At 38.2% G+C, this 23,898-nt stretch carries 24 protein-coding genes; 13 read left to right on the plus strand and 11 right to left on the minus strand.

The window, feature by feature from the left end:
- Positions 1-141: 141 nt before the first annotated feature.
- The 7 genes from MED134_RS03585 to MED134_RS03615 all read right to left on the minus strand — a co-directional run bounded on the left by MED134_RS03585 (position 142) and on the right by MED134_RS03615 (position 5,841).
- Positions 142-636, minus strand: a complete 495-nt coding sequence (locus MED134_RS03585; protein WP_021778729.1) for a hypothetical protein — start codon at positions 634-636, stop codon at positions 142-144.
- 122 nt (positions 637-758) lie between these two features.
- The gene (locus tag MED134_RS03590; protein ID WP_021778728.1) at positions 759-1,550 is read right to left on the minus strand and encodes a (Fe-S)-binding protein; all 792 of its coding nucleotides are present in this window, start codon (positions 1,548-1,550) and stop codon (positions 759-761) included.
- Between the two features lie 32 nt (positions 1,551-1,582).
- A complete protein-coding gene (locus tag MED134_RS03595) occupies positions 1,583-2,017 on the minus strand; it encodes a hypothetical protein (RefSeq protein ID WP_021778727.1) in 435 nt (144 codons plus the stop codon).
- Positions 2,010-2,348, minus strand: coding sequence for a hypothetical protein (locus MED134_RS03600; RefSeq protein ID WP_021778726.1), 339 nt, complete (start codon positions 2,346-2,348; stop codon positions 2,010-2,012). The genes MED134_RS03595 and MED134_RS03600 overlap by 8 nt, the downstream gene beginning before the upstream one ends.
- Positions 2,338-3,684, minus strand: a complete 1,347-nt coding sequence (locus MED134_RS03605; protein ID WP_021778725.1) for a 4Fe-4S dicluster domain-containing protein — start codon at positions 3,682-3,684, stop codon at positions 2,338-2,340. Before MED134_RS03605 ends, MED134_RS03600 begins: the two co-directional genes overlap by 11 nt.
- A gap of 24 nt (positions 3,685-3,708) precedes the next feature.
- A complete protein-coding gene (locus MED134_RS03610) occupies positions 3,709-4,653 on the minus strand; it encodes an MlaD family protein (protein WP_021778724.1) in 945 nt (314 codons plus the stop codon).
- Positions 4,654-4,719: 66 nt separating this feature from the next.
- The gene (locus tag MED134_RS03615) at positions 4,720-5,841 is read right to left on the minus strand and encodes an N-acetylmuramoyl-L-alanine amidase (protein ID WP_021778723.1); all 1,122 of its coding nucleotides are present in this window, start codon (positions 5,839-5,841) and stop codon (positions 4,720-4,722) included.
- A gap of 181 nt (positions 5,842-6,022) precedes the next feature.
- Between MED134_RS03615 and MED134_RS03620 the strand changes: the two genes are divergently transcribed.
- Both MED134_RS03620 and MED134_RS03625 read left to right on the plus strand, forming a co-directional pair.
- Positions 6,023-8,812 carry a putative LPS assembly protein LptD gene (locus tag MED134_RS03620; protein ID WP_021778722.1) on the plus strand — a complete coding sequence of 930 codons (2,790 nt, stop codon included), beginning with the start codon at positions 6,023-6,025 and terminating at the stop codon, positions 8,810-8,812.
- A 51-nt stretch (positions 8,813-8,863) separates the two neighbouring features.
- Positions 8,864-9,244, plus strand: a complete 381-nt coding sequence (locus MED134_RS03625; RefSeq protein ID WP_021778721.1) for a Rid family detoxifying hydrolase — start codon at positions 8,864-8,866, stop codon at positions 9,242-9,244.
- Positions 9,245-9,258: 14 nt separating this feature from the next.
- Here MED134_RS03625 and holA read toward each other — a convergent pair whose 3' ends face one another.
- Complete coding sequence (gene holA, locus MED134_RS03630; RefSeq protein WP_021778720.1) at positions 9,259-10,263, minus strand: DNA polymerase III subunit delta; 1,005 nt, start codon at positions 10,261-10,263, stop codon at positions 9,259-9,261.
- A 36-nt stretch (positions 10,264-10,299) separates the two neighbouring features.
- On the opposite strand from holA, the gene MED134_RS03635 reads away from it, so the two are divergent.
- The 4 genes from MED134_RS03635 (at position 10,300) to MED134_RS03650 (ending at position 13,746) form a co-directional block, all read left to right on the plus strand.
- Complete coding sequence (locus MED134_RS03635) at positions 10,300-10,743, plus strand: type I restriction enzyme HsdR N-terminal domain-containing protein (protein WP_021778719.1); 444 nt, start codon at positions 10,300-10,302, stop codon at positions 10,741-10,743.
- Positions 10,744-10,806: 63 nt separating this feature from the next.
- The gene (locus tag MED134_RS03640) at positions 10,807-11,796 is read left to right on the plus strand and encodes a glycosyltransferase family 2 protein (protein ID WP_021778718.1); all 990 of its coding nucleotides are present in this window, start codon (positions 10,807-10,809) and stop codon (positions 11,794-11,796) included.
- A gap of 83 nt (positions 11,797-11,879) precedes the next feature.
- Entirely contained in the window at positions 11,880-12,743 is an 864-nt protein-coding gene (locus tag MED134_RS03645) for a flagellar motor protein MotB (protein WP_021778717.1), read from the plus strand.
- Positions 12,744-12,984: 241 nt separating this feature from the next.
- Positions 12,985-13,746 carry a hypothetical protein gene (locus MED134_RS03650; RefSeq protein WP_021778716.1) on the plus strand — a complete coding sequence of 254 codons (762 nt, stop codon included), beginning with the start codon at positions 12,985-12,987 and terminating at the stop codon, positions 13,744-13,746.
- An 85-nt stretch (positions 13,747-13,831) separates the two neighbouring features.
- On the opposite strand, the gene MED134_RS03655 is transcribed toward MED134_RS03650, so the two are convergent.
- Together MED134_RS03655 and MED134_RS03660 are read right to left on the minus strand one after the other, a co-directional pair.
- Positions 13,832-14,449, minus strand: coding sequence for an L-threonylcarbamoyladenylate synthase (locus tag MED134_RS03655; protein WP_021778715.1), 618 nt, complete (start codon positions 14,447-14,449; stop codon positions 13,832-13,834).
- 74 nt (positions 14,450-14,523) lie between these two features.
- Positions 14,524-14,739, minus strand: coding sequence for a DUF2945 domain-containing protein (locus MED134_RS03660; protein ID WP_021778714.1), 216 nt, complete (start codon positions 14,737-14,739; stop codon positions 14,524-14,526).
- A gap of 106 nt (positions 14,740-14,845) precedes the next feature.
- Here MED134_RS03660 and MED134_RS03665 point away from each other — a divergent pair, with 106 nt between their 5' ends.
- Positions 14,846-15,769: an alpha/beta hydrolase gene (locus tag MED134_RS03665; RefSeq protein WP_021778713.1), complete on the plus strand. Its 924-nt coding sequence runs from the start codon at positions 14,846-14,848 to the stop codon at positions 15,767-15,769.
- An 83-nt stretch (positions 15,770-15,852) separates the two neighbouring features.
- Here the strand turns inward: MED134_RS03665 and MED134_RS03670 are convergent, their stop codons facing one another.
- Complete coding sequence (locus MED134_RS03670) at positions 15,853-18,189, minus strand: ATP-dependent helicase (RefSeq protein ID WP_021778712.1); 2,337 nt, start codon at positions 18,187-18,189, stop codon at positions 15,853-15,855.
- Between the two features lie 277 nt (positions 18,190-18,466).
- On the opposite strand from MED134_RS03670, the gene MED134_RS14660 reads away from it, so the two are divergent.
- The 6 genes from MED134_RS14660 to MED134_RS03700 all read left to right on the plus strand — a co-directional run bounded on the left by MED134_RS14660 (position 18,467) and on the right by MED134_RS03700 (position 23,878).
- Positions 18,467-19,021, plus strand: a complete 555-nt coding sequence (locus tag MED134_RS14660) for a TetR/AcrR family transcriptional regulator (protein WP_021778711.1) — start codon at positions 18,467-18,469, stop codon at positions 19,019-19,021.
- Positions 19,022-19,036: 15 nt separating this feature from the next.
- Entirely contained in the window at positions 19,037-20,731 is a 1,695-nt protein-coding gene (locus tag MED134_RS03680; RefSeq protein WP_021778710.1) for a gamma-glutamyltransferase, read from the plus strand.
- Positions 20,732-20,935: 204 nt separating this feature from the next.
- Complete coding sequence (locus MED134_RS03685; RefSeq protein ID WP_021778709.1) at positions 20,936-21,319, plus strand: VOC family protein; 384 nt, start codon at positions 20,936-20,938, stop codon at positions 21,317-21,319.
- A 140-nt stretch (positions 21,320-21,459) separates the two neighbouring features.
- Positions 21,460-22,308 carry a DNA adenine methylase gene (locus MED134_RS03690; protein WP_021778708.1) on the plus strand — a complete coding sequence of 283 codons (849 nt, stop codon included), beginning with the start codon at positions 21,460-21,462 and terminating at the stop codon, positions 22,306-22,308.
- 1 nt (position 22,309) lies between these two features.
- Positions 22,310-22,759 carry a hypothetical protein gene (locus MED134_RS03695; RefSeq protein WP_038597036.1) on the plus strand — a complete coding sequence of 150 codons (450 nt, stop codon included), beginning with the start codon at positions 22,310-22,312 and terminating at the stop codon, positions 22,757-22,759.
- Positions 22,760-22,762: 3 nt separating this feature from the next.
- The gene (locus tag MED134_RS03700) at positions 22,763-23,878 is read left to right on the plus strand and encodes a DGQHR domain-containing protein (RefSeq protein ID WP_021778707.1); all 1,116 of its coding nucleotides are present in this window, start codon (positions 22,763-22,765) and stop codon (positions 23,876-23,878) included.
- Positions 23,879-23,898: the final 20 nt, after the last annotated feature.

Here is a 23,898-nt window from a genome sequence, read left to right on the forward strand (position 1 = left end):
GTTTTTAAGTTGTCTTGTAGAAATCAAAAATAACGCCAAGAAGCGCTTTCTAATTACTAATATAAAAATAGGGGGTTTATTGTAACCCTGTTCTTAAAAATTAGAAATCTTAACAACATCTTATGAACTAAGAGAGACTAGCTATTTTCCTTTTTTAAGAAAGCGAGAATGCCAGCTATCTTTTGCAGCAATCTCCCAGTTTACTTTATACTCACCTACAGTAGCTACAAGATTATTAAACACTATGGTGTTCCTACCTACGGCACCGTCTTTAATCATTTTTTTAAAATCAAGAAGTGTTTTATAGTGTATGCGATCATTTTGATAATAGGTCACATTCATTTTATCAAGAAGGTCTACCCCGAGCTCCTCTTGTAATGATATAATAAATCGCACCTGGCTATCTATAGAGCATCCACTAGCGGCAGCTTCTGTTTGATCAAGGCCTATGGCTATAAAACGATTATATTTTATTTCAAAACCTGCTTTAAGACTTGCTCCGTGCGCTGTCCAGCCAGTTAAAAATGTACTCAAATCTTTCTCTAGTTGAGCTACTTGCTCATCTGTAAATTTTTGATCAGACTGGTATAACCAGATTCTTGATGTGTCTGAAAGTGAATTAAAATCTACAAGCATACTATTCTATTTAAAAGTAAAAAAAGCGGATGTTACATCCGCTTTGAAAATAAATTGATATTAAAGTGCACGTTAAAACGATACCATAACCGCACTACTTATTTCTTGAAATGACAGGAGCTCTACAATTCTTCTGCAGAAGCAATCATCTCTGCAACATCCATTACCTCGATGCTACCTTCCTTTTCTTTATTCTTAACACCATCTGTCATCATTGTGTTACAAAAAGGACATCCTGCTGCTATCACGTCTGGCTTCACCTCTAGTGCTTGCTCTGTACGCTCTATGTTTACATCTTTGTTACCTGGTTCTGGCTCTTTAAACATCTGTGCTCCACCAGCTCCACAACATAAACCATTAGTCTTACACTTGCGCATTTCTACAAGCTCCACATCAAGTTTACGTAGTAATTCTCTAGGAGCTTCATATACACCATTTGCACGTCCTAAATAGCAAGGATCGTGGAAGGTGATACGCTTTCCTTTAAACTTACCTCCCTCTACTGTAAGACGACCGTCATCAAGCAGTGATTTTAAGAACTGTGTATGGTGTACCACTTCATAGTTTCCACCTAGTGATGGATACTCGTTTTTAAGTGTATTAAAACAGTGCGGGCAAGCCGTTACTATTTTTTTTACTTCATAACCATTAAGCACTTCAATATTTGTAACTGCCTGCATCTGGAACAAGAATTCATTTCCTGCTCTTTTAGCTGGATCTCCAGTACAACTTTCTTCTGCGCCTAAAACTGCAAAATCTACGTTTGCTTTATTTAATATACGAGCAAATGCTTTTGTAATTTTCTTTGCTCTGTCATCAAAACTCCCTGCACAACCTACCCAAAAGAGTACTTCTGGCTGCTTTCCTTGCGCCAGATATTCGGCCATTGTGGGTACTTTAAGTGTCTCACTCATATGCGTATATTACTATGTAATCTAATTATAATTTAATCTTCAAAGACCTCTATGGTCACTTTCTTTTCTACTAGGTCTGTAAATTTACCTTTGTAGCGTGTTGCTTTTACTAGGTGATTATCTACCCAGTGATAATTTCCTCCTCTAGGTTTCCCCATCAAAAGGCTATGAAATTTAAACCCGTGACGATTTAACCACTCTGTAGTTACATCTCTGTGCTCTTCTGTTCTTGAAGTAAAGAAACAGATAATGTGACCCTCATCATACCACTTATTAAGTGTTTTTAATGCATCTGGAAAAGGCTCACAAGTACCCATACGCTCTGGCTCCTCATTAGGAACATCTTCTGTAATGGTACCATCTATATCTATAAGATAATTTTTAACCCCTTCTGGAAGTACTGGACTTACGTGCTCTCCATCTTCTAACTTCTCGCTTAATAGCTTGTCTACGTCTTCTTTATTCATTGGTATCGTTTAGGTTTTTAAAATCTTCTTTACTAAATCTTACGTAGAGGGCCAGTCTATGCTCTCCAGGTTTTTTATATCTAGGGTTGTGACGCTCTATCATAGATTGTCGCATTGCCTCATCTCTTAAGACTTGCATCTGGGTCTCTGTACACCAATCACAAAATATCTTTTTGACGGTAATACTATCTACTTGTAACTGCGGCCCTACGAAGAGACGTGTGTACATCTTAAACTGTAAACTATCGATTTTATAATTTTTTGTAGGGATTTGCGCTTTCGCGAAAGCGAAAAAAAACACTCCTACTATTATAAAAAGTTTACGCCTCATTGATCCAGTTACCTCTGTCTAACTGATTAAACGGCCACGGTGCACCATTATTCTCTATGTTAGTCATTGCATTATTTAAATCTGTAGGTGCTGCACTTTCTTCCATCACCATATAACGTCTCATATCTACTATGATACTCAATGGATCAATACCTATAGGACAAGCCTCAACACAAGCATTACACGTAGTACAAGCCCAAAGCTCCTCTTTTGTGATATAATCATCAAGCAATTGCTTGTTATCTGGTACAAACACACCATTATTGCTATCTATATTTTTACCAACTTCCTCAAGACGATCACGAGTATCCATCATAATCTTACGAGGGCTTAGTTTTTTTCCTGTTTGGTTTGCAGGACACTCACTCGTACAACGTCCACACTCTGTACAACTGTAAGAGTTCATAAGTTGTACCCAGTTAAGATCTGTCACATCACTTGCTCCAAATTTTCCTACCTCTGCCTCTTCTGCTCCTTCTGGTGGTGCGGCAAATGGGTCTGCATTTGGATCCATCATAAGCATTACCTCATCTGTAACAGCTTGTAGGTTATTAAACTCACCTTGTGGTTTAAGCTTTGCATACCAAGTGTTTGGGAATGCAAGTAAGATGTGTAAGTGTTTTGAGTAGTATAGGTAATTTAAGAAAACTAATATTCCTAAGATGTGTATCCACCACGCTGCGCGCTCTACGATTATAAGAGCACTCTCAGACATTCCTTCAAAAAGTGGTGCTATAAAACTACTTATAGGGAAAGAACCCATTATACTACCATCTGCAGATGCATAGTGAGCAGCTCCCATAGTTTGTAATTGTAAGTCGGCAGCATTCATTGTGAGGAAAAGCCCCATTAATACCACTTCAAAATAGAGTATGATATTACCATCAGACTTAGGCCATCCCTTCATCTCTGGTTTTAAGAATCGCTGTATTTTAATCACATTACGGCGTAACCAGAAAATGATAACCGCTACAAGTACTAAAAATGCAAGAATCTCAAAGCTACCTATAAGAAAATCATATAACCCTCCTAAGAAGCTAAATACTCTGTGTGTACCAAAAAGACCATCTATTATGATCTCTAGCACTTCTATGTTTATGATGATAAAACCTACGTAAACAACAACGTGTAGAATACCAGATACTGGTCTTTTTACCATCTTGTACTGGCCTAAGGCAATCTTTGCCATATTCTTCCAGCGCTGTGGCTTGTTATCAGAACGATCTACATCTTTTCCCAGATTTATATTACGGGAAAGCTTTTTAATGTTTTTTACAAAGAAACCAACCCCAAGAACTAGGGCTACAAGGAAAATAAAATTTTGAATGTATTGCATAAAATTCGTTAGTTAAGCTCGCGCCTACTGTAACGAATCTTTAGGCGGAGTATACGCTCCCGGTTTTTTACCAAAAAGCGAAAAATGAACATATCTCTTTGGGTTGAGCTTCATATCCTGAAGTAAGTCCCCCATCTGATTTGCTGTACGATCCAAATTTAAGTAAAGTTGCTCATCATTCAAAAGTTTACCTACGGTTCCTTCTGGAGAATTTAACTTATTAGAGATTTCTTGAAAATCTGCTATAGTCTTTTCTAAATCTGCAACCATTGTCCCCATTTGTATCTGTGACAACGAATCTGATAATGTTGCAAAATTACCACTCATTTTGTCAAGATTTGCTATGGTACGGTCTAATTTTACTTGGTTTTCTGATAATAAGGCATTTACAGACCCAGATATTCCTTTAAGCTCTCTAGAAGCTGTTGTAAAGTTTGCAATCGCGTCTCTTAAGTTTGCTCTTGTATCTCTATCTAATACAGAATTTACGTTTACTAGAAGAGAATCTGTGTCACCTATTACCTTCTCAACTTGATTTTGTAATGGCGTAAGGCGCTCGTTTACCAGCTCCATAATACCCTCACCCATCTCACCTGGCAATGTATCTCCAGTTTTTGCATTTTGACCCTTCTCATAGGTAGGAACTATGGCTAGTGACTTACCTCCTATTAATCCTCCACCGTAGACTCTAGCAAGACTCTGGTTTGAAAACTCAAAATCTTTCTCAACCACAAACTTTACGACAAGCTTACCAGAACTGTCTGCAAAGTCTATAGATAGTACTCTACCCACTGGCAACCCATTAATAGTCACTTGTGATGAAGGTGCAAGACCTTCTACATTATCATATTTTGCGTAGAGAATTTTACTCTTATCTAGTAGATTATTTCCTTTAAGATAATTGTAGCCAAAAATAAGTAACAGCAATGCTGCAATTACTAGTATGGCGGTTTTGATTTCTTTAGACATTAATTGAGATGATGGTTATAAAAACAAATGTAGGTGAATTGTTAAAGGTCTACCTTACAGATAAGACTAATTTAACACTTGCTTAAGCTGTAACTTGTTGTTACTTTTATCAAAAGGTACAATAAAAGCTTCCTTATACCCCTTTGCTTTTGCATCTTGTAAAAATCTTCTAGCCAGCGTATAGTCTGAGGTTGCTTCATAAAAATATTTATAAAGCCTCCCATCTTTGATACGGCTCACATTCTTAAGTCCTTTAAAATTGTAAGATTTAGTCTCAAGTTTACGCTTACTTGCCGCTAGCTGTACTTTAAAAGTAACATCTTTATAAATCTTTGATTTTTCAACACGTACTGGTTTATTTGCCACAGGCGCATCTGCCGCTACGGTAATACTTTCTGTCGCTTGTATAGCCTTCTTATAGTTAGTCACCGCGGTACTTATAGCCTTTGCCATCTTAACTCTACCAGCATTTGAGTTTAAAAATCTTCCCTCTTCATTGTTAGTAAGAAATCCAGTCTCTACAAGCACACTAGGCATTACAGACCTGTGCAGTACCCAGAAGGGACCTTGCTTTACTCCTCTACTGCTTCTTTTTACAGCACTAGTAAATTCTTTTTCTATAAAACTCGCTAGATTTAAACTCTGGTCTAGATACTCCTCTTGCATAAGCTCAAGGCCTATCATTGTTTCTGGTTTATTAGGATCAAAGCCAGCATAGCGCTCTTCATAATTATCTTCAAGAAGGATTACCGCATTTTCCTTTTTGGCGATGCGCATATTTTTTTCATTCTTATCGATACCCATTACAAACGTCTCTGTACCCTTTGCCTGGCTAGAGTGTGAGTTACAGTGCACACTTATAAAGAGATCTGCATTTGCCTCGTTTGCAATATCTGCTCTGGTTGCTAGTGGTATAAAGACATCCTTCTTTCTAGTATAGATAACTTCTACATCTTTTTGCTTTTCAAGTTCGGCACCTACGGCTAGTACAATGTCTAGCGCAATATTTTTTTCATAATACCCGTTTCCACGGTTTCCGCTATCGTCACCACCGTGACCGGCATCAAGCACGACCTTAAATTTCTTACTGGTTGAGGATGATTGCGCTTTCGCGAAAGCGCCATTAAGACAACTCCACACGAGTAGCCCAATGGTTAAATAAATCTTAAATGTGTCTTTTTTACGCATCCTTTGTATCAAATCTTACTCTTTTAAGCGTTAGGTATAAAATTAATCTCGTTTACTGATGTAACGTACTGAATACGGGTGTTATTTTCAAAAAATATTTTCTAAGGCAAAAGCCGAAAAAAATATACGTAATTTTGGCACTTTAATTGATTGATATTCGCACAAAAATAGGCTAATCCCATTGCAAACAAAAACTGGACTCCTTCTTATTATCTGCTCACTTTGCTTGCTGCCCATACTCACAGTAAATGCTCAGGACGTTCCATCCAAGAATGATGCCAGACGTGTCCCACCTCAAGACACCACGCTTATACAGAGTGCCACAGAAGGTTTTAAAACTCTTGCTAAACCAGTAGACACTCTAACTACAAAAGATATTACCGTAGAGGAACTACTCTCAACACCTCAAGATTCTATAAAGAAAAAACCAGAAACACTTACAGATAAGGTAACCTATAAGGCTACAGACTACCAGCGTATCTCACAGCGCAAAAAGAAAATATACCTATATAACGAAGCAGAGATTCTTTATGAGGATATGAAAATTAATGCCGGAGAGATTATACTTGACTATGAGTCTAACACGGTGTTTGCAAAAGGTATAAAAGACTCTGCTGGTAATTATTCTCAAATACCAGTCTTTATACAGGGTGTGAATGAAGTACAGCCAGACTCTATAAAATTTAATTTTGACACACAGCGCGCCCTCATCTATGGCTCACGCGTAGAAGGTGCTGGAGGGCAACAAATAAACCTCAAAGCCGAACGTAGTAAACGTGTAAACGACTCTGTGGTGTTTATGAGCAATGTAAAGATCACCACTTCAGAAGATCTAGACAATCCAGAATATTACTTTTATGCAAGGCGTGTAAAGTTTGTCCCTGGTAAAAAACTGGTTGCGGGTCTTACTAATATGTACATCGCAGATGTGCCTACACCCATTGGGATTCCTTTTGCTTTTTTCCCTATGGAGAAAGAGCGTAGTGTGTCTGGGTTTATTGTACCTGGTGTGGGTGAGAGCAATGAGCGCGGCTACTCTGTAACAGATGGAGGTTATTACTTTGCGTTAAGCGATTACTTTAACCTTGCACTTACTGGAGACTATTATACAAATGGTAGTTATGCCCTACGTGCAGATAGTGAGTATAAGGTGCGTTACAAATTTAGTGGGCGTTTTAGTTTTAGCTCTGAGCGTATTCTTTTTAGTGAGCGAGGCTTACCAGATTTTTCTGAAACAAATACCTATAACATACGCTGGAACCACTCGCAAGACACAAAGTCTAGTCCTAACAGTAGATTTTCTGCCTCTGTAAACTTAGGTAGTAGTAATTTTTACAGACAGTCGTTAAGTCAGGCAAACACAGGTAACTTTTTAAATAACAACTTTAGTTCTTCAGTCTCTTACTCACGTACCTTCCCGGGTACGGTACCAGTAAATCTTACGGTAGCAGCAACACACTCTCAAAACTCACAGACAGAGCAAATTACAATGTCGCTACCTACCACACAGCTCAACGTAGATAGAATTTATCCCTTTGCAGGTAAGTCTGGGTCTAAAAAAGGACTTATTAAAAATGTAAACCTAAGCTATGCTCTGCGAGCAGATAATCGTTTTAACACCACAGATGATGAGTTTTTTACCTCAGAGATGTTTGAGAGTGCTCAGACAGGTATAAGGCACAGCATCCCGATCTCTACTAATTTTAAACTCTTTAATTACATAAGTGCTTCTGTGAGCGGTAATTTTGAAGAAAGCTGGGTTTTTAAGACTATAGATCAGCGTTTTGATCAAGACACAAAAACAGTGGTACGCGATACTGTAAACGGGTTTGATGCCTACCGCACTTATAGAGGAGGTATAAGCTTAGGTACAACGGTATATGGTACTTTTAATTTTAAAGAAGGTAGTAAAATACAAACCATACGCCACGTGGTACGTCCTTCTATAGGGTGGTCATACACTCCTGCCTTTAGCCAGTTTTATGACACTTATGAGCGCAATGACCCTAACGATCCATTGAGTGACGTTTTTGATGAAACAGTTGAGTACTCGCGTTTTGATGGAGGTTTTTTTGGAGCACCTAGTAACCAGGTGTCTAACTCACTTTCTTTTAGTCTAGCAAATACACTTGAGGCTAAGGTGAGAAGCAAAGACAGTACGGCTACAGAACCCCGTAAAATAAATCTTATAAACAATCTTAACATAAGGACCTCTTATAATTTTGCAGCAGAAAGTCTTAGGCTTTCTCCTATAAATATTAATGGCTCTATACCTATTATACAAGACAAGCTCGACATCAACTTTGGTGGAAATCTAGATATCTATGCGCTTAATAGTTCTAATCAAAGAATAGATAAGCTCAACATAAATAATGGTGGTAGTCTTTTTAGACTTACTTCTGGGCAAGCGAGTTTTGGTTACAGTTTCTCAAGTAGAGACTTTGAGAAAGGCGGTAAAAAAGATCCCGGTCGTAATACAGATCGTACAGAAAACTCAACCTTTGCTGGTGGTGGCCGTCCAGATGACTTACTGGGTCAAGGAGTAGATATTACCGGAAATAGAAATGCCGGAAGAGATGAACCCGATGAGGAAGAGGAAGAAAAAGAAGTAGAATTCTACACCTTTAAAGTGCCGTGGAATTTACGTTTTGGCTATCAAGTAGGTTATGCAAACAGTGCCAGACAAGACCAGATAAGCACCCACTCTATAGTAATAAGTGGTGATATAAAGCTAGGTAACCGCTGGACCGTAGGAGGATCTACTGGGTATGACCTTGCAAACCCTGGTATTACTTACACCTCACTTAACTTTGCAAGAGATCTTGAGAGTTGGAATATGCGCTTTAGCTGGGTACCTCCTGTAAATAATGACCTGAGTAGAACCTCGTGGAATTTCTTTATTGGGATTACCGGTAACCTGCTTAGTGATATAAAATATGACAAACGTCGTACCCCAGACCAGCAATTATAATAGAGATAGTAGTAATTACGCTTTCGCGAAAGCGTACTAAAAACCATACTAATGAAAAAAATAATCACAACTTCAAACGCCCCAGCACCTATAGGACCGTACAATCAAGCAACCCTTGTAAACGGAATGTTATATACTAGCGGGCAGATTGCCATCATACCAGCAACTGGCGAGCTTTTTAAAGGAAGTATAGAAGAGGAAACTGAGCTTGTAATGCAAAGTGTAAAAGCGATTCTTACCGAAGCAGGAATGACCTTTGAAAATGTGGTAAAAACTTCCATCTTCATAAGTGATATGGAAAACTTTGGGAAGATAAACAGTGTGTATGGTAAGTACTTTAACGAGGCAACAGCACCTGCTAGAGAAACCGTAGAAGTGGCAAACCTACCTAAATACGTAAATGTAGAAATAAGCGTAATCGCCGCCGAATAATAGGTGGCTAGCCCTTAGTTCATAATCTTTACGAGCAATTCTTTGAGTAAATCATTACTTGCAAAGGCACTTGCTCCTACTCCTTTACTTTTTACATCTACCTCTCTTATGAGGGCGATGCAGGCGCTCACCTTTTTCATAGGGTAATTACGAGCGGCAGTGATGTACTCACCTACAAAAAAGGGAGAGACTCCTAGCGTTTTTGCCACTGTTGCTTTATCCTTTTGCGGTAAGCCGTGATATTTTAATATACTTGAGAAAAGGCTAAAAAGTTGGCCCACGGTAAGTACTAGCGGATTATCTTTTGGGTTTTGTGTAAAGTACTGTGCGATGCGCTGTGCTTTTACAACGTCTTTTTCTGAGATGGCTTTACGAAGCTCAAAAATATTAAAGTCCTTACTTATACCTATGTTCTCCTCTATGGCTTGTGGGGTAATCTCACTCCCCTTAGGTAAAATAAGCATCAGTTTATTGAGCTCATTTACTACTTTACTTAAATCATTACCTAGGTAATCTACTAGCATTTGTGCTGCCTTAGGCTGTATGTGGTAGCCTTCGTCTATAAGTACACGGCGCAGCCAGTCACCTACTTGATTTTCATAAAGCTTCTTGCTCTCATAATGCACTCCGTGCGTTTTAAGTGCTTTTGAGAGTCCTTTGCGCTTGTCTAGCTTCTTATACTTATAAGCCACAACCAGCACTGTTGTAGGCTGTGGATTTTTTACATATTCTGCAAGCTTTTCTATTGTACGAGAGAGGTCTTGTGCTTCTTTTACAATCACCACCTGTCTCTCAGCCATCATAGGGTATCGCTTTGCATTGCTCACAATATCTTCTATAGAGACATCACGACCATAAAGTACTACTTGATTAAACCCTTTTTCGGCTTCATCAAGGAGGTTATGCTCTATGTAATCTGTGATTTGATCTATAAAATAGGGTTCCTCTCCACTTAAAAAATAGATAGGTTTTATGATCCCATTTTTAATATCGTCTACTATGTTTTTTGCGTGCTTCACCTTTGGCTTTTCCCGTAGAACTCGTACTATTGCGGTATGCAACAGCTCTCTTTTCCTGCATACTCCTTTAGGCTCAAAAATAGCGAAAACAAACCGTATATATTTGACCTCATACGCAAAAAATTCTTAGTGTTAACTCCAGAAGAATGGGTGCGACAGCACGTACTACAATGGTTAACAAACGATAAGGGATATCCCATAAGTCTTATCAATGTAGAAAAAGAGATACGCGTAGGAAATACGCGTAAACGTTATGACATTGTCGTTTTTAAACCAGATGGATCTCTGTATATCATAGTAGAGTGCAAGGCGCCAAAAGTGCAAATCACACAAGCTACCTTTGACCAGATAGCCAGGTATAATCTAGAGTTGCAAGCAGACCTGCTTATGGTTACAAATGGTCTCTCACATTACTATTGTAAAGTAGATAGCGTTGCAGAGCGTTATGACTTTTTAAGAGAACTACCAGATTATAAATAACTTAATGGGTTTTATTATGCTTTCGCGAAAGCGTATTAACATAAAAAAGCTTTTATTTGCACCGTGAAAATTGCAATCGTCATCCTCAACTGGAATGGTAAATCGCTACTAGAACGATTTTTACCTTCTGTAATAGCCTATAGCCCAAACGCCGAAATCTATGTCGCAGATAATGCGAGTACAGATACTTCTGTTGCTTATGTTCAAGAGCAATTTAAAGAGGCCAAAATCATACAAAACTCAGAAAACGGTGGCTATGCAAAGGGGTATAATGATGCCCTTAAACATATTATGAGTGATGTGTATGTCTTGCTTAACAGCGACGTACAGGTTACCGAAGGCTGGTTAAAACCTATGATTGCATTATTTGACAATCCACTAGTAGGTGCAGCACAACCTAAAATAAAAGATCTTAAGAAGCCTACACACTTTGAGTATGCTGGTGCGGCCGGCGGCTATTTAGATGCATTTGGTTATCCATTTTGTCGCGGGCGTATTTTTGATACCTGTGAAGAAGATACGGGTCAATATAATGACACTAGGGAGGTACAGTGGGCAAGCGGAGCTTGTCTTTTTGTAAGAGCACCTTACTTCTGGCAAGCAGGGGCGCTAGACGAAACTTTTTTTGCACATCAAGAAGAGATAGATCTTTGCTGGCGTTTACGTAATATGGGGTATCAAGTGCTCGCAAGTGGTGATAGTGAAGTATTGCATCTAGGTGGCGCTACACTTCCATCAGAAAATCCTAAGAAGACATTTTATAATTTTAGAAATACCTTGTTTAACGTGATGAAGAACGTAAAGGGAATAAGAGCTTTCTTTATCGTTTTCTCGCGACTTATACTTGACGCTATTGCTGGTCTTAAATACCTTTTTGCAGGAAAGCCCAAGCACTTACTTGCCATTGTAAAAGCGCACTTTAGTTTTTATTACCACTTACCATCATTACTGGTTAACCGTATGACACTCAAGCACCCTACTCCCTACGCGCAGACCTTCTCAATAGTCTGGAAGTACTTTGTTCAAAAAAAGCAGTACTTTAAGGACCTGTAAGAAATCTATAAATAAGTGTTAACAATGATCCACAAGCAAGTGGGTTTCGTACATTTATCAAACATTTAAAAGTTAAACAACATATGAAACGATTATTGATTGCTGGTATCACCAGCGCTTTACTCTTAACTTCTTGCGTTTCTAAAAAAGAATATGCTGCGCTAGAAGCAAGACAGCAAGAAACTCAAGACCTTTTAAACTCTGCTACGGTTAAGCTTAACGCTTGCCTTGAAGAAAAAGCTAGTGCCACCACTCGTGTAAAATCACTTGAAGAGCGTGTAGCCGAGATGAGAAAAGATAAGAACAATCTTATACAAAGTTCTAAAGACCTTACAGTTCTTACTAAACAAGGCGCTGTAAATCTTGAGAAATCACTAGAGAGCCTAAAAGAAAAGGATCTTAAGATTAATAGACTACAAGATGCACTTACTAAAAAGGATAGTGTAACCCTTGCTCTAGTAACTAGCCTTAAACGTGAGGTAGGTATTAATGATCAAGACATTGAGATTAATGTAGAGAAAGGAGTCGTATTTATATCTCTTTCTGACAAAGTACTCTTTAAGAGCGGTAGCTACCAGATTACCTCTAGAGCAGAAGAGATTTTAGGCAAAGTGGCTACAGTTATAAATAGTAAACCAGATTTTGAGGCGTTAGTAGAAGGTCACACAGATAACGTACCTTATAATAGAGGTGTCCTTATAGACAACTGGGACTTAAGTGCAAAAAGAGCAACAGCTATTGTGCGTAAGCTTGTTGAGCTAGGTGCAAACCCTGCACAACTTATTGCAGCTGGACGAAGCGAGTTTGTACCACTTGTACCAAATGACACACCAGAAAATAAATCTACAAACAGAAGAACTAAGATTTATGTACTTCCTAAAATTGATCAATTTTATAATATGATCGAGGAAGAAATGAAAAATATGTCTGAAGAAGAAGGAAACTAATTCATCTTCATTTTAACAAGATTTCATCAAAGGCTACCGATTAACGGTAGCCTTTTTTCGTTTATATACACATTTTTTACTCGATTAAAGACACTGTTAAATCCAAAATCATCGATTAAATACGCAAATTATACGATGAAATGTTAAAAAATCGTGTATTTCGTCGATAATCGAGAAAACAGTGTTGTTTACCGATTAAACATACTTACATTTGAGTAACCCAATCATAAACAAGAGAACTATGAAATCAATTACACTAACGATCCTTTGCTTCTTTTTTACAGCTTTTGCAATTGCAGAAATTAGCCCAGCTCAAAAACAAGCCCTTGTAGATTTATACAACAGTACAAATGGTAATGAGTGGACAAACTCTTGGGATCTTAACGATTCTCCAGAAAACTGGAAAGGTGTAACTATCTTTAGAGATCAAGTTCTTGCAGTAAGTTTAAGAGACAATAACTTAACGGGTACATTACCTGCTTCATTAAGTAACTTAACTTCTCTTAAAGTACTTAACTTACACAACAACAAACTAGAAGGAACAATACCAGCAAGTCTTGCTACTATAAAAGGGTTAAAAACAATTAACTTATCTCTTAATAGACTAGAAGGAACAATACCTACAAATATTCTTGCAATGGGTTCGCTTGAGTATTTAGATCTTTTCTTTAACCGTCTTGAAGGTTCATTACCAGCAGATCTTTCTGGATTAAAAAAACTGAAAAGACTAAGTATTTACAGCAATGATTTAGAAGGTGAGTTACCTAGTTCAATCACAAGTCTTACGAACTTAAAAGAATTACAAATTAACAGTAACAAGTTTACTGGTGAGTTACCAGAAGGAATCGCAATGTTACCATCATTAAAGAAACTAAGTGTTTTTGATAATGATTTTAGCGGTGAATTTCCAAACAGCATCAACACATTAAGCTTAGATGAGTTAGTTTATCACGATAACAACTTCTCTACAATAGCAACAGACGCCCTAGCTGGCGGAGAATAAGTTACTAGCTTACGAGCTAGTAAGCCCCCCAAATCTTTTTATTAGATTTAGTTAAGAGCCTCTTCCTTTGAAGAGGTTTTTCTATTTATAGTTCTGGACTTCCTTTTCCTTCTCTTATAAGAATAGGCTCATCACCTGTAAGATCAATTACGGTAGAAGGTATATTACCCCCGTAACCCCCGTCTACTATTACGTCTACCCTATTTTGCCATTTCTCAAAGATGAGCTCTGGATCTGTGGTGTACTCTATAACCTCATCTTCATCATAAATAGAGGTAGATACAATAGGATTTCCTAGTGCACGTACAATAGCTCTTGTTATCTCATTATCTGGAACACGTATACCCACTTCCTTCTTTTTCTTAAAAGAGCTAGGCAAGTTATTATTACCAGGTAATATAAAGGTGTACGGCCCTGGTAGGGCACGTTTTAATATTTTAAAGGTCTTTGTATCTATCTGTCGCACATAATCTGAGAGATTACTTAAATCTTCGCACACAAAAGAAAAGTTTGCCTTTGCAAGCTTTACGCCTTTTATCTGCGCCACCTTTTCTAGTGCTTTTGCGTTTGTGATATCACAGCCCAATGCATATACAGTATCACTTGGGTAAATAATAAGACCACCAGCTTTTAAGATCTTTACAATTTGCTTGAGATCTTTAGGGTTTGGGTTTTCCTCGTAGAGTTTTATAAACTGTGACATAGCATAACATTTAGATAGGTTAAAATTACAAAGAATAACAGCGCCATTAAGACGCTGTGTATAATTAGGAGGTATTATGCGTCTGCGCGCTCTACTTCACTTTCTAGCTTGAGTACGTTTGTACCGTCTTCTTGCTCTATATAGAGGGCTTTATTTCCTTCTTCGCCATCGCGGGTAACTTCGTTTCCTTTTATGGTGCGGGTGACACTCTTTGTAAACGTAGACTGTACTTTACCCTCTGCTGTGCCGTTTCCCCAGCTCCATTTTACTTTTGTTCCTTCTTTAATCATCTTCTTTTTTATTTAAAGTTAGGGAGTTTGCCACAAACTCTATAAAAAACTAACGCAACCTTAACATAAAAAGCACATCTATACGTTAGTACTTAAAACTATCTTAATGAGACCGCTACACACACTCCTACTTGCTGTATTACTATCATTCTTAACAATAAACTGTTCTGATAGCGAGGAGCTAGTACCAGAAGTTATCACAGATGATGTTGTTGCAACAGATGACAGTCCTACAGAAGAGGCAGATCTAGAAGCCTTAGTACTTACAGATGTATCCTATGGTGATGCCCCATTACAGGTGTATGACATCTACCTCCCTGCTGGTCGTAAGGCAACTAAAACTAAAACCATTATCCTTATACACGGTGGTGGCTGGGTAGAAGGAGATAAAGAAGATGTTACTGCTTTTATAGACCTCGTGCAATCGCAACACCCAGACCACGCAGTGGTAAATATGAATTATGTACTGGCAGACCCACCTAATGTGCCTGCGTTTCCTAACCAGTTTCTAGATGTGCAGGCGGTAATAAATCAACTAGACGACACCCACGAGGAGCTAAGCTTTCTTAACGAGTATGGGTTTATAGGCCTTAGTGCTGGGGCACATCTGGCTATGATGTATGATTATACCTATGATACACAAGACCAAATAAAATTTGTAGCAAACATAGTGGGACCATCAGATTTTACAGATCCTTTTTATGCAGATGAGCCTGGTTTTGAGCAATATCTAGATGCACTTACAGATGAGAGCGCATACCCGGCAAATACAAACCTTGCCGAAGCATTAAGCCCTGCCATCGTAGCAAATGTAGATAGCAGCCCTACCCTACAGTTTTATGGTAATGAAGACCCGCTGGTACCCCTCACAAACGGGCAGCGATTAGATACGGCATTATCTAACAATAATGTACCTCACATCTTTACAGTATATGATGGTGGTCACGGCAACTGGGACGAGACAAGTTACCTAGACGTACGAACCAAGATAGGGCAATATATAGACCTCTACCTTGCGATAGAAGAATAAACAACTGTGTTGCAAGTAAGGTGTAATGAGGCTGTTTACGCTTTCGCGAAAGCGTAACAAAAACCCTTATCACTCCTCACCTACTACTCTACAATCTTAAGTTTTGCAAAGCGCAGAAGCAGTTTTTTAAGTCCGCCGTTTTCAAAATTGATTTCGGCTTTTTGGTCTTGACCTTTGCCTTCTATACTCGCTACAATTCCTTTGCCAAAACGTATGTGCTCTACGACAGTACCTGGTTCTAGGCTACCTGCCAGTGATGGCGTAGCGCTATCTCCAGCGGCTGGACGTATCTTTCTGAGTTTGCGTAGTTGGTCTTGTGTAGGTGTTCCCACCTTAGGCGGTGTGCCACTTACCGGCTTCTTGAGACGCAGTTTACTCTTATCTACATCGCCAAAGATATCTGCATCTATAAGCGGTTTATAGCGGTAGCTCTCCATAGGTGTCTGGTAGTCCAGATACTTATCATCTATCTCCTCTATAAAGCGGCTAGGCTCTGCATCTACCAGTTTACCCCAGCGATAGCGAGACTCTGTGTAGGTGAGATATGCCTGCTTCTCTGCTCTAGTAAGTGCTACATAAAAGAGACGTCGCTCCTCCTCTAGCTCACTACGTGTGCTCATACTCATACCAGAAGGAAAGAGATCTTCTTCCATCCCCACGATGTATACAAATGGAAACTCCAGCCCCTTTGCAAGGTGTATAGTCATAAGTGCCACACGGTCATCATCACCCGTATCATTATCTAGTGTGGTAGCGAGCGCTACATCTTCTAGAAACTCTGCCAGCGAGCCAGTGGCATCTGCCAGCTCTTTTTGCTCTTCTACAAAGTCGCGCATACCATTAAGGAGCTCCTCTATATTTTCTATACGAGCAATTCCCTCTGGGGTACCGTCTTTTTTAAGTTCTTGTAATAGACCTGTCTTTCTTGCAACCGTCTCTGCTACGGTAAAGGCGTCACTCTCTTCATTAAGAATCTGGAAACTCTTAATCATCGTGACAAAATTCTTAAGCTTGGTCTGTGTACCGCGATTTATATTCATCGAGGGACCTAGCTGTTCTATTTTATCCATCACCTCAAACATAGAGCGGCCATAATGCTTTGCCGCCACCGTAAGCTTGTCTAAGGTGGTACCGCCTATACCACGGGCAGGGTAGTTTACCACACGCTTGAGTGCTTCCTCATCTTTTGGGTTAACCAGCACACGCAGGTAGCCCAGTACATCCTTTATCTCCTTGCGCTGGTAAAAGGAAAGTCCACCATAAATACGATATGGGATGTCACGCTTGCGCAGGGCATCCTCCATTGCACGAGACTGTGCATTTGTTCTGTACAGTATCGCAAAGTCACCATTGTTAAGCTGGTGATTCATTCTATTTTCAAAAATGGAGCTTGCCACATAGCGTCCCTCCTCACCATCTGTAGGTGAGCGGTGCACGATAATCTGGCCTCCATCTTCGTTTGCCGTCCATACGGTTTTATCAAGACGGGTTTTATTTTTTTCTATCACGCTGTTTGCCGCCTCCACAATATTTTTTGACGAGCGATAGTTTTGCTCCAGGCGGTACATTGCCACATTCTCATAATCCTTCTGGAAGTTAAGAATGTTATTAATGTTTGCCCCTCTAAAGGCATATATACTCTGCGAGTCATCACCCACCACACAGATATTTTGAAACTTATCTGAGAGTGCCTTTACAATAAGGTACTGACTATGGTTTGTATCTTGGTACTCATCTACCAGTATGTATTTAAAACGGTTCTGGTATTTATTAAGCACCTCTGGAAAACGGTTGAGCAGCTCATTTGTGCGCAGCAGTAAATCGTCAAAATCCATCGCGCCGGCTTTAAAACAGCGATCTACATACTCTGCATAGATCTCACCCATACGTGGGCGTTTTGCCATTGCATCTGCCTCTACCAGCTCTGGATTATTTGCATAGGCACGCACCGTGATCAAGCTATTTTTAAAAGAAGAGATACGGTTTTGTACCTGCTTGTACTTATAGATATCCTTATCTAGCTGCATCTCCTTGATGATGGCACTTATAAGACGTTGTGAGTCTTGGGTATCATAAATAGTAAAGTTAGACGGGTAGCCTAGCTTATCTGCCTCGATACGCAAGATTTTTGCAAATATGGAGTGAAAGGTTCCCATCCATAGGTTTTTTGCCTCATTGTTACCCACAATACCGGCAATACGTTTTTTCATCTCACGTGCCGCCTTATTTGTAAAGGTGAGCGACAAGATATTAAAGGCATCTACCCCTTGTGACATCAAGTATGCGATGCGCATTGTGAGCACACGTGTTTTACCAGAGCCCGCGCCCGCAATCACGATAAGGGCACCATCTTTATGTAGTGTAGGTGCACGCTGGGCATCATTTAAGCCCTCAATATATACTTCTAATTTTGAATCCATAGCAGGGATCTAAATTACGGACTCCACCCGTGAATTAAAACCCAAAAAGAGACTTTTATAGCCATTTTTTTAACAATGGATATGGGTACGCTTTCGCGAAAGCGTACTTCTCAATACACACCGTCTTTCAACACTAGACAGTTAGTCTCATTAAGCCAAATGCATTGTAATTCCAGCTAGCTTGATGAGGCAAAAACAGCTTCCCATTTGGTTTGTTTGAGAAAGTATATTACTTTTACTGACTAATTAGTCAATTTTTTATTGATAAAAATTTCATATGTCTAAAAAAGATAGCATTAAAGAGTGTGCTTTAATCTTATTTGATCAACACGGTTATAAAAATGTAACCGCAGATATGATTGTTGAAAAAGCCAATGTTTCTAAAGGCTTACTGTTCTTTCATTATAAAAATATGGAAGGGTTGATACGTGTGATTATTCTAGACTGGTTGATTCTTCAATGGAATGCTTTAAGCACTATTGAGATGAGTGATCTACCTCTTGAAAAGTGTATTGACCTTGTTTTTGAAATCACTAAATCTGGACTGCAAAAACATAAATCTAAATACAAACTCTACTTCAGTATAATGTTGAATGAGCCCAATTTTGTTTCTAAACTCGATCTAAACAGCATTGAAGAATACAAAAAAATGTTTGAGTGCCTAAGAGCTATTTTCAGAAACGGAAATGTAGCTAATGTTGAAGATGAAATTATTTATTTGAATTCAATCTTAATTGGCGTAGAGATGACCTATTGTATGAATGATGAAACTGTAGGAGAACAGTTTTTTCAAACTACAAAAAATATGGTTCTAGAGAGATATAATAAGTAAATTTAAAATTTCAAAATGAAAAACCTAACAATTCTAGCAGCACTATTAATGCTTTGTTCTTGTGCTTCAAAAATTAAAGAAAAGGATATGAAAAAAACAAGCACTACTCCTACTAAGGCTATGATTTCTGGTACTACTGGAGCACAAGCGCTTAATGGTGGTATCGACATTTTAAAGAAAGGTGGAAATGCGATGGATGCGGCTTTGAGTACTTCACTCGCACAAATTACACTTGCAGGAGGGTCTTGGGTAAGTTATGCAGGGCTTATGAACCTAGTATATTATGATGCCGAAACTGGTAAAGTACACAATATGAACGCCTCGTTTAACACGGCTCAAAACGAAAACGACCCATTATCCATTGCTGGTAATGTAAGTTTTGATTTTACAAAAAAGGCAGTAAATACAGATGGCCGGTCTGTGTTAGTACCTGGTTTTATGGCAGGTGTAGAAGAAGCACACAAAAAATTTGGGAAATTACCATTTGCCGATATTTTTGAAAATGCCATTCACATTGCAGAAAATGGTTTTGAATGGAACCAGGGATTACAAAAGCAATTTAAGTACAGACAAGAAATACTTTCTAGATTGCCCGAAACAAAAGCTGTTTTTACAAAAAATGACGGAACTTATTACAATGTAGGTGATACATTTATACAACCCGAACTAGCCAAAACTTTAAAAAAAGTAGCAAACCAAGGCAGTTCTTATATGTATACGGGTGCGTGGGCTCAAAAATTTGTTGAAATTGTACAAGCCGAAGGAGGAAAAATAACACTAGATGATTTAAAAAATTACAAAGTAATATGGAGTGAACCTCTCAAACAAGATTACAAAGATTACAGTCTTTATGTACACGGTTTTCCAGCTCAAGGTGGGGTAAATACCATTGAGGCTTTAAACTTGATTGAACAGGCAAAGCTGTCAGATAAATCTCGTTACTATGAAGACCCAAAAGTACTTAAAGAACTTTCGGATATTATAAAAATAGGCGAGATTGGTTCGTACTACAAAGATGCTTTAAGTGCTATCCCTAATCTTGATTTCTCACCATCAGGAAGAGTAAAAAAAGAAAATTCGGCGATACTTTATGAACTTATGAAGCAAGGTTATTTATTTGGTGATGCTGCCGCAACAGATACCGCTCCAAAACATTCAGACGCAATAGTTGCAATAGACATAAATGGAAACATTTGTGCTATGACACACAGCATTAATGCTGTAAGCTGGGGAGGAACAGGGATTTTTGTAGACGGTGTTTCAATTCCAGATCCCGCATCTTTTCAGCAGCAAGCGGTTGCAGCTGCAGGACCGGGTAATAGATTACCAGATCCCACTAACCCAGGTATTGTTCTAAAAAATAACAAACCCGTCTTAGGCTTTGCCTCTATAGGGGCAGGTCTTCACGCAAAAACTGTTACGAGCTTACTTGCCGTAATGGAATATAACCTATCACCTCAAGAAGCTATAGAACTCCCTAGTCTAGGATATATTTTACCCTTACCCAACGGGTCGTTCTCACGCACGGTAGATACCACTAAGTTTAAAGAAAATGTATTTACAAGAGCTAATGAGCTCAACGCAAACAGTTTTATACATAATACTACGATGCCGGGTTACTGGATAGGGATTATGAGAGATTCTACAAACAATCTATCTGGCACGACTATAAAAGAATTAAACAAAGGAGGAAGAGCTGTAGGTTATTAGACCGTTGCAGCTCTTTAAATGTAATAAATGTAGGTAGTACCCAGTATCTTTCTAAGCTTTGCTTTAAACTCATTTAGGTTTTAGTGTACGCTTTCGCGAAAGCGTAACACCCCACAACCCCACCTACCCCGAGACAGATGGCCGCACCACCGGCTTGCTTGTGCCTAAAAAAATGATGATCTTTAAACCTCACAATCATCACCTATGCATACTTTTACCTTTAACCATATAGCGCTCTCTGTGACAGATGTGGCGGCGGCTGTCGCTTTTTACCAAAACGTTTTTGGCTTTACCGAGATAGAAAACACCGCCTCTGTCTCTCCCACCCGCTGGCTCGCGATGGGCAATGGCAAACAACTACACCTCATACCGCGCCCAGATGCCATCATAAAAACCAATAAAGCCGTACACTTTGCCCTAGCCACAGATGATCTGGGCGGTTTTATCACACACCTCAAAACCCTCGCCATAGACTACTCAGACTGGCGCGGCACGCCTACTAAAGATTATGTGCGCAACGACGGCATACAGCAGGTGTACTTTCAAGATCCAGATGGCTACTGGGTGGAGATAAATGATGATGTGTAGCCTCTCCGTTTTTTACTAGTACTTATTTTAAGAAAATATTAAGACCCGCTTTACGGAAATCCGTATCTATGGAGAGATAGTAAACACTATATTAGCATTTAAATTTATATACTATTTGGGTGCAAGGAGAAAAAACCAAGATGAAAGAAAAAATAAAAGTAAATCTGGAAAAAGAAAACAAAAGCTTGAAGCCATTTATTAGGTGGGCTGGTGGAAAACAAAAATTAATAAATGAAATTTTCTCTAATTTAGATTTAAATAATATTGATCGATTTTTTGAGCCATTTCTTGGTGGAGCTTCATTCTTCTTAAAAAGTGATTTTAAGCATTCTTTTTTATCTGATTTAAATCCCAACTTAATAAATTGTTACGAGCAAATAAAAAATGATCCACAATCAATATTTAACGAGTTAACAGAATTTAAAACACCTGTAACTGATTCGATGTATTATGATATAAGAGATGAATTTAATCGACACAGTGGTGATCAAACTTTAGAACAAGCCGTAAGATTTATTTTTTTAAACAGAACTTCATTTAATGGAATATACAGAGTAAACAAATCCGGAAAATACAACGTTCCCTTCGGCAAAGCAAATCCTGCTTTTTCAAGTTTGGATCATCTTAAAGATGTAAGTCAAAAATTACAATCTGCTACACTTTCATTTGACTATTATGATAGTATCGAAGACTTTACGCAACAAGGAGATTTAATATATTTAGATCCACCATATCCCAAATTATCTGATACTGCTTACTTCAACCATTATACTCTAGACAAATTCGATCAAAATTCACAAGAAGATTTAGCCAACTTTGCTAAAATTCAATCGGACAAAGGTTGTAAAGTTGTAATATCAAATGCAGATTTAGAAGACATAAGATCTATGTATAAAGATTGGGAAATAATCGAATGCAGCGCATATAGATTTATATCTTGCAAAAAAGAAAGAATAAAAGTTAAAGAATTAATTATCAAGAATTTTTAGAATGAAAGAACACCAACAAACAGCTGTCTTTTGTATTGTCAGTTTAATCGGAAATTTGCTTCCGCTACTATTAGGGTTGCTATTTTACGTTGCAAATTCCAACGCTTGGGAAGGATGGAATATATTTTTTACCGACGGTCAATTTTACCTTTATAGCGCCTCGCTTTTAACCGCAAGTGCTTATATATTTTATACTTATAAAGTAAGAAACACAGATCTAAACTCTGTTCTTTTATTAGTTAGCGGTCTTCTTATTTTGGTTGTGTCTTTATTTTATGCTTGGAAACTTTCCAATACTAATAATAACATTGGTTTTGTTAAATCTTCATCTGGAATTTTATTTATAGTAACACTTGTTCTTTACTACTATTCGAATCTACTAAGTCATCGCAAAATTGATGTAATAGCTTCCCAAAAACAAGGTGTTGAAGATATCTTAAAACAATTATAACTTATGATAAGACCAGAAGATCAGAGAATTGAAATTAAGTGTTTAGAGGTAAAACAACCAATTGGGAAATTCTACATTGGTGTTATGCCTCACGAAGATCTTGTTAAAATTTCTTATGCAGACATCAGAAGATTAGAAGTTGGTAACGAAAAAAGAGAAGTTGAAGTATATTCAGGTATTCAAAGAGAGTTGTCCAAGAATAGAGTAAAAGAGTTGGGAAAATATGTGAATTTGGTTGATGCGACTTTTCCTTCTTCGGTAATATTACATATCAATGAGGAGGATGTAGATTATGACTCTGAAAAAAATATAATGTCATTGCCATTCAGAGAAAATGTTGCTAAAGTTTTAGATGGTCAGCACAGAATTGCTGGTTTAGAAGATTTTGAAGGAAAAGGGAGTGATTTTGATGTTAATGTAACTATTTTCATAGAAATGGAATTAGAAGATCAAGCGATAGTATTTGCAACGATCAATAAGACCCAAACTAAGGTAAATAAATCGTTAGTTGCAGATTTATTCGCTTTTGCTAAATACAGAAGCCCTCAGAAAACTTGTCACAATATTGTTAGAGCATTAAATCAAAAAGATGGGTCTCCTTTTAAAGATAAAATTAAAATTCTTGGAACAGCTGATGACAAGGAGAAAGAGACAATTACACAAGCAACATTTTCAGAAAAGCTAATAGATTATCTCTCTAAGGACCCTATGGATGATAGAAACACCTACAAAAAAGGAAAAACTCCTGAGAAATTTAAAGATAAAGAATTAGAAAAAAGACCACTACGGAATTTGTTTATAGATGAAAATGACGGAGATATAGCTAAAATAATTTGGGAATTTTTCGACGCAGTTCAAGAACGCTGGCCAGATGCTTGGTGGAAAGTTGAACGTGAAATGATCTTAAATAAATCTACAGGGTTTCTAGCTTTAATGAGATTCTTTAGAGACGCCTACATTGCTTCAGATAAAATAGGAGCTATAGTGAAAAAGCCATATTATAAAAATCTTTTAGATAAATCAACGTTGGATGACAGCGATTTTAATAGAGATAACTTTTTACCGGGATCTGGCGGACAATCAAAATTATACAAACAACTTCTTGATGAGTGCCTATAGGTATTGGGCCATCAAAGAAA

Origin of the sequence: Dokdonia sp. MED134, from assembly GCF_000152925.2 — a bacterium.
Taxonomy (GTDB): domain Bacteria; phylum Bacteroidota; class Bacteroidia; order Flavobacteriales; family Flavobacteriaceae; genus Dokdonia.